Raw genomic sequence first — 12,581 nt, forward strand, 5'->3', positions numbered from 1 at the left:
ATGAAGTTACTCGTTGTAGAAGATGAAGAGAAAGCGGGAGCTTATCTTAAAAAGGGCTTAATTGAATCAGGCTACACTGTAGATCTATCTACCGACGGTGTTGATGCTTTGTACTTAGCTACCACCAATGATTATGACCTGATAGTCTTAGACATTATGCTACCAAAGCTGAATGGGTGGCAGCTATTGCAAACGCTTCGCAGCAGTGAAATTCCTACACCTGTCATCATTCTATCCGCTAAAGATCAGGTTGAAGATAGAGTGAAAGGGCTTGAGCTGGGAGCGAATGATTACCTTGTCAAACCTTTTGCCTTTGTCGAGTTGCTTGCTAGAGTCAAAAATGCATTACGTCATCAAACTACCACAGTCAAAACTGAGTCTGTGCTATGTATTGCTGATTTGAGCCTCGACTTGCTTAAACGAAAGGCGACTCGCAACAATGACACGATCCCTCTGACAGCAAAAGAGTTTTCTTTGTTGGAATATCTATTTACGAAGAGGGGTCAAGTCGTCACTCGCACTCAGATAGCGTCTGCTGTTTGGGATATGAACTTTGATAGTGATACGAATGTTATTGATGCAGCAGTGAAAAGATTGAGGTCGAAAATCGACAAGCCCTATCAGAAAAAACTTATCCTGACCGTGCGAGGTATGGGGTACAAACTTGATGACGCCGTAGAATGAAAGAATTACTAAACCAATCCATCGCGCGCAAACTGGTGTTTATGTTTGTCACAGCCTCTTTTGTTGTTTTAGTCGTGTTTGCTTTGACGATCCAAAACGCTATCAAGAGCCATTTTAATGAGCAGGACTATAGTCACCTAGAAACAAAACTCCGTCCTTTAACGGGCACTATTGAGCAAGATCTAGACCTGTTTAACTCTTTGGATATCTCAGCCTGGATCTTAAACAACAGACAGGTGGTGAAAACGAATAATGAAACTATTGACTTTCCACCTGAGCTGATTGGCGACTCCTCATTCGAATGGAGTGTAGACAATAAACATTACCAAGCTTTTAAGTTTGACTATCCAGATACGGAAGGCGGTGCGATTGTTCTTGCAATGGATGTGACTCACCATAAACTATTTTTCGACAAGCTAAATACCATCCTATTATGGACATTAGTTTTGACCGTGATTTTGTCTGGCGCCTACGCCTTAATTATTGTTAGAAATGGCTTACTGCCACTAAAGACATTAAAAGGGTATATCGAACGAGTTAACACTAGCAACCTAAGCATACGTATCCCAAGTAACTCACTTCCAAATGAGTTAAGCAGCTTAATTATTTCTCAAAATGAAATGTTAGACAGGTTACAAGAAGGCTTCCTCAGACTGAGTGAGTTTTCATCCGATATTGCGCATGAGCTAAGAACACCTTTGAACAATATCATGACCCAGACTCAAGTAACGCTTGGTTTAGAGCGTTCAATTGAAGAGTATCAAGATATTTTAGTGTCTAATCTTGAAGAGTTAGGGCGGTTCAATAAGACCATTTCGGATACACTTTACCTAGCTAAATCAGAGAATAAACTTTTACATAAGATCGAAGAAATGCTTGATTTAAAAGAGGTGATCACACCCTTACTTGAGTACTATGAAGTGTTGGCAGAAGAGAAAAACGTTCGATTTACCTTCGATGGCTCATCGATTTTACTCGGTGACAAAGATATGCTTCAACGAGCATTTGGTAATGTGTTGTCTAATGCGTTGAGGCACTGCTTTCATAATACGGAGATATCGGTTGTAATCACAGAGTCAGAGACGACCAACACGGTGACAATCAGCAACATTGGTGAGCCTATCTCTACGGGCTCTTTGCCCTATATATTTAAACGGTTCTATCGTTCCGATAAATCTCGTGTCCATAATGGAAGTGTTGGTGCCGGGTTAGGGCTTCCTATAGCTAAGGCTATTATGAAAGCACACAATGGGGATATTTTAGTTAATGCGAAGGATGAGCGAAGTGAGTTCGTCTTTATTTTCAATAACCTTTAGTTCTAACAAGTTTTAAATATCACTATTGCCCATCAGTTCTGATACTGTATTATGAATGCAAAGTGAAAAGGTACCACATGACAAACTCTTTGAGACAAACAAGTATTTTGATTATCAGCATCTTAGCGATGTTGATGTCGAGCTACGTCTCAAGTATGCCAATGATGGATATGAGTCCAATATCGACCTCTTCAGTTCAACCTTCTAATCATGACTCGATGGAAATGTCTGAGACTACAGCAAGCCATTATGCGATGATAGGCTGCCCATCGATGGAGGTGACAAAGAGCGATAGTTCTATTCATTGCGATAGCTCATCTACCTCTGGTGGTGACTGCTGTAAAAGCGTGTGTACTAGCGTATTTTTCCCACTCTCATCTTCTCGCTTAATCAGTACATCTGAATCTGATTTAGCCCTGCGTCACCCAATCAAAATAGGCGTTACAGTAACTCGTATTCAGAGCTTACTGCGTCCACCCTCTGTTTAATTCAACTATCATAGCTATTTAGCTCTCAATTCTTTCTGCTGGAAGGCAGAGGTTGAGGTATGTCCATATCGTTTTATCGTGGATAAACAACAATGAGTATTGAATTAAACGGCTTCAGGGCATTTAAATCCCTGAGTCTTGGGGTTGCAATTGCACTTTATGCAATGCCTGCCCTGTCACATTCGGGGTCGAACGCGACTCCACAAACTATTGCGGCTTCGACGCAGCAGTTGAATGCCCTAATTGAAGCGGCTCTAGCAAATGATACGAGTCGCTCTCAATATGCTGCGCAGTCACAGGCGATGCGTGAAACGGGCGTTGCAAGCTCGACTCTCATGGATCCAAAACTTAAGGTGGGCTTTGGCGGTTTACCTGTGGATTCATTTAAGTTTGACGAAGATCCTATGACGAACATTTCTGTTGGATTAATGCAACAGTTTGAACGGGGTGCAACGTTAGATCTTAACCAACGTAAAGCGAATCAACAGGCCGATGGTATGGCGTATCAGGTTCAAGTTCGTGAACGTGAAGTGGCGAATAGTATTACTCAACTATGGTTGGAGCTGGGCTACCTTCAATACGCAGAAACGTTGATTGAATCTAATCAACGTCTCATGGTAGAGATGGAGCAGTATATTCAAACCAATTACTCAATTGGTAAGAGCGAAGCGCAAGACCTGCTTAACACCCAACTTCAAGTCAATAAGCTCGACGAAAAACTGCAATCGAATCAACAAATGCAAAATCGAGTCGTTGCCCAGTTATCGGAATGGCTAGGTTCAGAGTGGTTGAATCGTCGTTCTATTGACTCGAATCAGGCTGGCTATCAATTAGACTGGTCGCATTTGAATGCGCTTTTAGATCAGCAAACGAGTGACACCCAGTACTACATGCTGCTTAATCAACATCCGATGTCGCAAATTGCTGAAGCGAATATCTTAGCCAATCGCACTCAAGTTGAGGTTGTAGAGCAAGCTTACACGCCACAATTTGGTGTCGAAGTGATGTATGCCTATCGCCAAGCTAACAACATGATGGGTGAGCCAGCTTCAGATTTATTGAGTGCATACCTTACGATGGATATCCCATTGTTCACTGATAATCGCCAAGATAAAAATTTAGCAGCTGCTCAATATCAAGTAGGTGCTGCTCAATATCAAAAAGACACGCTACTTGCACAGATGAATGCCCAAGTCGTTGCCTTAATGACTGATAGAGAGAATCTTGCTGAGCGCATCGAACGTTATCGAAGTCGACTTATTCCTCAATCGAAAGCACGTATTGAAGCGGTTGAGCGCGGTTATCAGAACAATACCGCTCAGTTTGGTGATGTCATTACTGCATCAACCGATGAATTGGCTCTTCAAATGGAGCTTGCTCGCCTAATAACCGATATGAACCAGGTCAATAGCAAGTTATCCATGTTACTTGGTGGTTTCGAATATAAAGTTTCTGCGCCAAACACTCAGTACAATGAACAATAATAAAGGAATCAAGATGAGTACATTTAAAGTTGCAAGCCTAGCGTTACTGATCGGCAGCGCATTGGGTTATGGAGCGAATATTTACCTTTCAGGCATGAACTATAACATGGTTGGAATGACAGCTTCTGAGTCTAAATCAAGTGATGAACCACTGTATTGGGTCGCACCGATGGACCCAAACTATCAGCGAGATAAACCGGGAAAGTCGCCTATGGGGATGGATCTTATTCCTGTGTATGCTGATGACCTCAATGGTAGTAACGACAAGCCAGGAACAGTAAAAATCGATCCTGCGGTTGAAAATAACCTCGGTGTAAAAACAGATACCGTAAAGCAAGAGGTCCTTGCACCACGCATCGAAACTGTCGGCTATGTCGCCTTTGATGAGAGTCAACTTTGGCAGACCAATGTTCGAGTATCGGGTTGGGTTGAAAAGCTTTATATCAATGCCGTTGGTGAAAAAGTGAATCAAGGTGACACGCTGTTCACTCTGTATTCCCCAGAGCTTGTAAAAGCACAAGAAGAACTGATCAGTGCCTATAAGACCCAACGTAAAGGAATGATACAAGGTGCTACCGATCGTTTGATCACTTTGGGGGTTGACCGCAATCAAATTAAATCCATCGCCCGTCGAGGTAAAGCGTCACAATCCATTGAAATTAAAGCACCGGCAGACGGCGTTATTGCAAGCCTCAATATTCGTGAAGGTGGCTACCTTTCTCCAGCTCAAGCGGTGATCAGCGCAGGTCCTTTGAATCAAGTATGGGTAGATGCAGAAGTCTTTGAACGTCAATCACATTGGATTAAACAAGGCAGTCAAGCATCTATGACATTGGATGCCTTACCAGGTGGAGAATGGAATGGTGAAGTGGATTATGTTTATCCCATTCTTGACCCTAGTACGCGTACATTGCGTGTCCGCCTTCGATTCGATAACCCACAAGGTGAACTTAAGCCGAATATGTTCGCTAACGTCGCGCTAAAACCGGTATCAAGTGATGAAGTGTTAACCATTCCACGTTCCTCAGTCATCCGCTCTGGCGGTATGACTCGCGTGGTTCTGGCTGAGGGAGATGGAAAATATCGCTCTGCCAGAATTGAAGTTGGTCGTGAGTCCGCTGACAAGATTGAGGTTCTAAAAGGATTGCAACAAGGGGAGCGAGTTGTTACTTCAGCGCACTTCATGTTGGACTCTGAATCAAGCCAGTCTGCCGACCTATCAAGAATCAATGGTGTCGAACCAACTGCTGAAACGGCGTGGGCAACCGGCGAAATTACAGACGTAATGGCTGGGCATAGAATGCTAACTATTAATCATAAACCTGTTCCTGAGTGGGACTGGCCAAGAATGACCATGAATTTTATGGTATCAGAGAACGTTGAAATGGACCAACTTTCAAAAGGTCAAACGATTGATTTTGAAATGCAAAAATCTGAATCGGGTCAATATGAAGTAGTTGATTACAAAGTGAAAGAGCTGAGCATAGATACAGAGTTATGGGTAGACGGTAATATTTCTATGCTAATGGCAGATTTTGGTATGGTGACACTAAATCATCTTCCTGTAGCCGATTGGTCATGGGATGCTGGTGAGCTCAACTTTTCAGTCGGTGGTGACTTTGAACTCTCAGGTTTTCAGGAGGGTGACAAAGTTCGGTTTCTAGTTGAGAAACAAGGATCCGATTATCTTCTCAAAGAGTTAGTTAAAAGTGAGGATAAGTAATGATAGGTGCCATTATTCGCTGGTCTATCAACAATCGCTTCTTAGTGTTGGTAGCCACTTTTGCCCTCGTATTTGGTGGGCTTTATAGCGTAAAAAACACTCCTGTAGATGCCTTACCTGATTTATCAGACGTACAAGTTATCATAAAAACAAGTTACCCGGGTCAGGCACCCCAAGTGGTGGAAGACCAAGTTACGTATCCTCTGACAACGGCGATGCTTGCGGTTCCTGGCGCTGAAACTGTTCGTGGATATTCGTTCTTTGGTGATTCCTATGTGTATATCATCTTCAATGACAAAACAGACATGTATTGGGCACGTTCGCGAGTGCTTGAATATTTAAGTCAAGTTGCGCCAAACCTTCCCCCAAGCGCTAAGCCAACACTGGGTCCAGATGCGACAGGTGTGGGCTGGATTTATAATTATGTATTGCAAGATAAAACTGGAAAGCATGACCTTGCTGAACTGCGTAGCTTACAAGATTGGTTCTTGAAATATGAGCTGCAAACTGTTGATGGGGTGTCTGAGGTTGCAACTGTTGGCGGTATGGTTAAACAGTACCAAGTACAAATTGATCCAGCTAAATTACGCGCATATGACCTTACCTTACAACAAGTCAATATGGCTATTCAAAATGGTAACCAAGAAAGTGGCGCGTCTGTAGTAGAAGTTGCTGAAGCTGAGCACATGGTTCGAACCACTGGTTACTTGTCTAGTATTGATGACATTAAAGCGCTTCCACTCAAGGTAAGCAAAAAAGGAACCCCCCTATTATTAGGTGACGTTGCTGATATTGACCTCGGACCACAGATGAGACGAGGAATCTCTGAATTAAATGGAGAGGGCGAAGCCGTAGGTGGCGTAATTGTCATGCGTTTTGGAGAAAACGCGAGCGAAGTGATCAATAATGTTAAGGATAAGCTAAACGAGCTTCAGGGTAGCTTGCCTGATGGTGTTGAGATAGTGGCTACTTACGATCGTTCTACGTTAATCAATGCAGCGGTTGAGAACCTTTGGAAAAAGCTTGCAGAAGAGTTCATTGTTGTCGCTATTGTATGTGCGTTGTTCCTATTCCATATTCGGTCTTCGCTCGTTATCGCATTGAGTCTCCCTGTCGGTATTTTAGGAGCCTTTATTGTCATGCATTGGCAAGGTATCAACGCCAATATCATGTCGCTAGGAGGGATTGCAATCGCGATAGGTGCAATGGTAGACGGTGCTATCGTTATGATAGAAAACGTACATAAGCACATTGAACGGACTCCATTGACTGACAAAAACCGATGGCAAGTGATTGGTGATGCGGCGCAAGAGGTTGGTGCACCGCTGTTCTTCTCGCTACTGATCATCACGCTAAGTTTTGTTCCTGTATTCGCATTGGAAGGTCAAGAAGGCAAGATGTTCTCGCCACTCGCCTTTACTAAAACTTATGCAATGGCGGCAGCAGCCGGCCTTGCTATTACGTTAGTGCCGGTGCTCATGGGATATCTTGTTCGCGGTAAAATATTACCAGAGAACAAGAACCCTATTAATAAAGGTCTAATTGCCCTTTACAAGCCCTTACTGAATATTAGTCTCAAGCACCCGAAAAGCATGATTGTATTGGCTATTGCTCTTATGGGGTCTGCTTATTATCCAACAATGAAGCTCGGTAGTGAGTTCATTCCTCCTCTTGATGAGGGTGACTTGATGTATATGCCAACCACCTATCCAGGTATTTCTATTGGTAAAGCGCGAGAGTTGCTTCAGCAGACAAACAAGCTAATTAAGACGGTACCCGAAGTACAGACAACATGGGGTAAAGTCGGTCGTGCTGACACTGCGACAGACCCTGCTCCCTTAACTATGATTGAAACCGTTATTCAGCTTAAACCGCGTGATCAGTGGCGTGAGGGCGTGACAACTGAGTCGCTACGAAAAGAGTTTGATGACTTGATTCAATTTCCTGGTTTAACTAACGCATGGGTGATGCCTATAAAGACGCGCATCGATATGTTGTCAACCGGTATCAAAACTCCAATTGGAATAAAAATAGCTGGAAGTGATTTAGCTGAAATTGAGAAAATAGGTGCTCAACTTGAACCTATCCTAAACAACATTACAGGCACTGCATCTGTCTATGCAGAGCGTGTTGCTGGTGGTCGCTATGTGACTATTGATATCAATCGCAAAGCTGCAGCTCGCTACGCTCTTAGCATTAAGGAGATCCAACAAGTTGTTTCTACCGCAGTAGGTGGCATGAACATTGGTGAAACGATTGAAGGCCTCGAGCGTTACCCAATTAATGTTCGCTACCCTCAAGGCTATCGTGATTCAGTTGTTAAGCTACAGCAATTACCATTGGTTACCCCAAGTGGCGCTAGAATTGCTTTAGTTGATGTTGCCGATATTCGCTATGAAGATGGGCCTCCAATGATTAAAACAGAGAACGCTCGTCCAAATGGTTGGGTGTTTGTTGATATTGATGGTCGAGACTTAGGTTCTTACGTCCAAGAGGCCAAGCAGGCAGTTGCAGAACAGCTTGATATGCCTGCTGGCTATTCCCTCGCTTGGTCTGGTCAGTATGAGTATATGGAACGAGCGAAAGAGCGTTTAGGTGTCGTAGTACCTATTACGATTGCCATTATTATGCTTTTGCTTTACTTCAGTTTCCGGCGAGTTGGTGAAGTAATGATCATCATGTTAACTCTACCGTTAGCAATGGTTGGAGGGCTGTGGCTGATGCACTACCTCGGCTATAACTTTTCAATTGCAGTGGGCGTTGGTTTTATCGCTCTGGCAGGTGTTGCTGTCGAAATTGGGGTTATCATGTTGGTATATCTCAACCAAGCATGGCATTACACAAAGCTTGATGCTAAAGAGCAGAACAAATCACTTAGTGAAGATGATTTAAGTCACTCGATTCAAGAGGGGGCAGGCTTACGCGTACGCCCAGTGATGATGACGGTATTGACAGTAATTATCGGCTTGATCCCAATTATGTACGGTGAAGGTACAGGTTCTGAAGTTATGCAACGCATCGCTGCGCCGATGATCGGAGGTATGGCGTCAGCTCTGCTCCTCACACTTCTCGTTCTTCCAGCGATTTTCAAGCTTTGGAAAATACGCGAACTCAAAAGAAACTAAACACATATACGGGCTAAGAGTAAACCTAGCCCGTAGACATTCATTAATGAATTAGTAAGGAACATAACCATGAAAAAGGTACTACTAGCCACATTATTCTCTGTGACTTCAATGTCGGTAATGGCAGGAATGGATCACTCAAACATGGATCATGGCTCGATGAATCACGCTGATATGGATAGCAGCAACATGAACCATGGCGATATGGATCACAGTCAAATGAGTAATTCGATGATGTCGATGGAGGGGATGTCTGACGTTGGTATGCCAGCAACAGGTGCAAAGCCAGATAAAGTGGTTCATGTTGTGTTGGCAGATGACATGACAATCAAGTTCAAAAAAGAAGTACAAATTGAACCTAATGATGTAGTTCAATTTGTGGTTATGAATGTTGGCAAGATTGATCATGAGTTCACTATTGGCTCAGCGAAAGAGCAACTTGAACATCGAGAAATGATGAAGAAAATGCCTCATCATATGCATGATTCTGGGAATGCAGTTACAGTAAAACCGGGTAAAGCTAAGCAGTTGATTTGGCACTTCCACGGGGATAGCAAGGTTGAATTTGCATGCAATATTCCAGGGCATGCAGAAGCAGGCATGATTAAAAAAGTGAGTTTATAGACGCTATAAAGGAACCTGATGATGTTAAAGCGTTTATTCATGCTAGCGGGTATGTTTAGTGTGAGTTTGTTCACCTATGCTTCAGAAGACTCAATTTCAGCCGGTGAGTCCACTTTTCGTACTGTAGGGGGATATGGATGTATTGCGTGTCATGGGCTTTATGGTCAAGGGGGAGGTAACGTTGGTGGGAATATCAGAGGTAACTCCTTAAATGACCTGAAATACAGCCTAGAGCATGAACAAACAATGAAGCTTTTAGGCGACGCACTAAGTGAACAAGATAAGATAAATCTAGCAGAATACATGGAGTATCTTGGAACGTTTCAATTAGTGGATTGGATGTATGAAGGTACCAAGGGGGCGCTACTCTCAGTTTCTATAGATAGCGGCAAGAAGAGTCAGTTGGTGGTACTAAATAAAATGTTTGAGTCGATGTCAATTGATCTCTCCCCTTTGGCTGGTAAACATTTAACACTGCGTGTAGAGCCGTATGAAACTCAGTACTTTGAGTGGCTTCCTGAAAAGGGAGTATATGAGCTGAGTTATGGCGATGAAGCCGTCAGTATTAACGTAAAATAGATTTTGGTTAGGTAACTTTATGAGTAAAAATTTGAGACTTATTGCACTTTCATCTTTGATTTTGAGCTTTAACGTCTTTGCTAAGCCTGTTATTGAGCTTTATAAATCGCCTACGTGTGGTTGCTGTAAGGAATGGGCAGCAATTATGGAGAAGAAAGGCTACGAAGTGAATGTTAACCATGCTCGTGATTGGAGTGATGTCAAACAAGAGTTTGGTATGCCTAATCAACTGATGTCCTGCCATACAGCTGTCATTGGTGGCTATATGATTGAAGGGCATGTTCCTGAGTCTGATATCAAACGTTTGCTTGAGGAGAGACTTGAAAATATTTCAGGAATTGCGGCTCCTGGTATGCCGCAGCATTCGCCGGGAATGGCACGACCAGGGCAAGAGTACAAAGGCTTTAATGTGGTGTCTTTTGACAAGACAGGTCACATGAAGCTGTACAATAAGTACTAAAAGTCGATTAAGCATTTTGGGCTCTTGAGGTAAGAGAGGAGCTCTTTTATTTAATTAAAAGCAGCACTTACACTAACTGAAACGAGCCCCCATCATTCCGCTTTATCCAAAAGTTTGCTAAGCGAGACTCGGGTTGACCAACAACTAAATGCCTAGAAAGGACTGTCTCTTGTAACGCTCAAAAAGTTTCAAACTTTACTGTCATAATTCTGTTGTACAGAAGGTTATTGATCAATTTAGTTTCAAACTTTATTGTCACTTTTTGTATCTAGAGCTACTTGGTATTAAACCTTACAGGATAGAAAAGTTTCAAACTTTAATGTCCTTCGACAAAACTGAAGATGAGGCCTTGCTAGCGTTAGGGAAGTTCGCTGCTCAATGGGACGCTAAGTACCCTCAAATCAGCCGGGCCTGGACAACCCACTGGGTTAATCTCAATACGCTGTTTAACTACCCAGAGGAAATCAGGAAGGCGATTTACACGACTAACGCCATCGAGTCGTTGAACTGTAGTGATCAGAAAAGCCATCAAAAAATGTAAGCTGTTCCCAACAGATGAATCGGCTAAGAAGGTCATCTTCTTAGCGATCCAAGGTGCTTCCAAGAAGTGGACGATGCCCATTAGAAACTGGCGACAAGCCCTGAACCGTTTTATGATTATGTTCGAAGACAGACTGAGTGATTATATTTAACCCCGACAGTTACACAGAATTATTTACAGTTTCGGGAGTGCTGATTTGTTCCTCTCCCTTAAGTGGCTTTTACTTTTACACCAACTTAACTTATTAGCTATCCTGTGCTTTAGCTTTAGTAATAAATTCACTCCACCAGCTCATGATTTCTTTCCTTTGTTCGAAAAAGTCAGAGCGGTTATAACTTGCTCTTGTCACATTCTTATCCATATGTGATAAACAAGCTTCTATATGAAGTGTATCAAAGCCCTGTTCGTGCAGAGCGGTCGATGCAATAGCTCTTAAACCATGTGCAACGAGTTCATCTTTGAATCCTAAACTACGTTTTAAAGCAGCATTAGCTGTATAGACGCTTACATGGCTATCAGGGTTCCGTTCACTAGGGAACACGAACTCTTTGCCGATGCTTTGAACTTTGATCTTTTCAAGGATGTCGATCGCTTGTTTGGTTAAAGGAACTCTATGCTCTCGTCTTCGCTTCATCTCTTCGGCGGGTATAGTCCAGCATTGCTTATTGAAATCAATGTCTTTCCAGCGTGTTCTAGCCGCTTCTTTTGGGCGAGAAATAGTGTGCAACTGCCATAACAAAAGTAGTTTAGTCTTATCTTGAATGTTTTCATTCTGCCGCAAACGAGTCATAAATTCACCTAGCAGCTCAGGGCGTATGGTAGGCATATTTTCTACTTTATGTTTCTCAAATGAATTGATCATCTTGGTTAATGGGTTAGCGTTAATCACATCACTTGCTACCGCATACTCCATAATTTGGTTTAAGCTCTGACAAATTCTTTTGATGGTGGATAGCTTTCCGTCTTTTTCGAGAGGGCGTAGCATTTCAATTGCATCGCGCCGAGTAATGTTACTTACTGGAAGATCCCCTAAGCTATCAAATACGTACTTTTCCAGTGTTCTCCAGATTCGCTCTGCATGAAATGAGCTGACTGACTTACGCTTCCTATCAAACCACATAGTTGAAACTTCAAGAAAGTTATCATTGTGCTTACGTAATTCTTCGATTCGTTTATCTTCTTTGAATCGTTTTGGATCGATACCCTCAGCGATTTGTTTCCGATATTCGGCGGCTTCGAGTTTTGCAGCTGCAAGTCGCAGTGAAGGGTAGGTGCCCATTGGAATTTTGGTTATTTTTCGCGTTACAGGGTGACGGTATTTGAATTGCCAAGCCTTAGTGCCTGTCCCTTTATCAGAGCGCTTAGGTCGAATACGAAGCTGTAAACCCTCTTCAACAGTATATGTATATTCCTTGTCTTTGATGACGAGAGCTTTGATTGTTGTATCAGTGATTCGTTTTGCCATAGCGAATGATCTTTGAAGTGATTATTTGAAGACCATTGTATAGTAAATTGATTTGGTGGGGTACCAGGTGGGGTATCAAAATCCTGAATTGT

General features: G+C 42.7%; 10 protein-coding genes and 1 pseudogene. 10 read left to right on the forward strand and 1 reads right to left on the reverse strand.

All coding sequences use genetic code 11. The features are described 5' to 3' along the window. The 10 genes and pseudogenes from B5D54_RS03260 to B5D54_RS03300 form a co-directional block, all read left to right on the forward strand. Window positions 1–684: a heavy metal response regulator transcription factor gene (locus B5D54_RS03260; RefSeq protein WP_078925051.1), complete on the forward strand. Its 684-nt coding sequence runs from the start codon at window positions 1–3 to the stop codon at window positions 682–684. Then, window positions 681–2,000: a heavy metal sensor histidine kinase gene (locus B5D54_RS03265; RefSeq protein ID WP_078925052.1), complete on the forward strand. Its 1,320-nt coding sequence runs from the start codon at window positions 681–683 to the stop codon at window positions 1,998–2,000. The genes B5D54_RS03260 and B5D54_RS03265 overlap by 4 nt, the downstream gene beginning before the upstream one ends. Window positions 2,001–2,077: 77 nt before the next feature. Next, the gene (locus tag B5D54_RS16890; protein WP_139364769.1) at window positions 2,078–2,488 is read left to right on the forward strand and encodes a hypothetical protein; all 411 of its coding nucleotides are present in this window, start codon (window positions 2,078–2,080) and stop codon (window positions 2,486–2,488) included. Window positions 2,489–2,580: 92 nt separating this feature from the next. Next, complete coding sequence (locus B5D54_RS03270) at window positions 2,581–3,972, forward strand: TolC family protein (RefSeq protein WP_078925053.1); 1,392 nt, start codon at window positions 2,581–2,583, stop codon at window positions 3,970–3,972. Window positions 3,973–3,985: 13 nt separating this feature from the next. Next, entirely contained in the window at window positions 3,986–5,695 is a 1,710-nt protein-coding gene (locus tag B5D54_RS03275; RefSeq protein WP_078925054.1) for an efflux RND transporter periplasmic adaptor subunit, read from the forward strand. After that, on the forward strand, window positions 5,695–8,820 hold the full coding sequence (locus tag B5D54_RS03280; protein ID WP_078925055.1) for an efflux RND transporter permease subunit: 3,126 nt from the start codon (window positions 5,695–5,697) through the stop codon (window positions 8,818–8,820). Before B5D54_RS03275 ends, B5D54_RS03280 begins: the two co-directional genes overlap by 1 nt. Before the next feature lie 69 nt (window positions 8,821–8,889). Then, complete coding sequence (gene copI / locus B5D54_RS03285) at window positions 8,890–9,444, forward strand: copper-resistant cuproprotein CopI (protein ID WP_078925056.1); 555 nt, start codon at window positions 8,890–8,892, stop codon at window positions 9,442–9,444. Window positions 9,445–9,462: 18 nt separating this feature from the next. Beyond that, window positions 9,463–10,023 carry a hypothetical protein gene (locus B5D54_RS03290; protein WP_139364770.1) on the forward strand — a complete coding sequence of 187 codons (561 nt, stop codon included), beginning with the start codon at window positions 9,463–9,465 and terminating at the stop codon, window positions 10,021–10,023. Between the two features lie 19 nt (window positions 10,024–10,042). After that, window positions 10,043–10,483, forward strand: coding sequence for a DUF411 domain-containing protein (locus tag B5D54_RS03295; RefSeq protein WP_074374971.1), 441 nt, complete (start codon window positions 10,043–10,045; stop codon window positions 10,481–10,483). A 334-nt stretch (window positions 10,484–10,817) separates the two neighbouring features. Further along, window positions 10,818–11,175: pseudogene (locus B5D54_RS03300) on the forward strand (transposase); the annotation flags it as partial. 93 nt (window positions 11,176–11,268) lie between these two features. Here B5D54_RS03300 and B5D54_RS03305 read toward each other — a convergent pair. Continuing rightward, entirely contained in the window at window positions 11,269–12,489 is a 1,221-nt protein-coding gene (locus B5D54_RS03305) for a tyrosine-type recombinase/integrase (RefSeq protein ID WP_078925058.1), read from the reverse strand. Window positions 12,490–12,581 lie beyond the last annotated feature (92 nt).

The organism is Vibrio cincinnatiensis DSM 19608 (genome assembly GCF_900167345.1).
Classification (GTDB): Bacteria; Pseudomonadota; Gammaproteobacteria; order Enterobacterales; family Vibrionaceae; genus Vibrio; species Vibrio cincinnatiensis.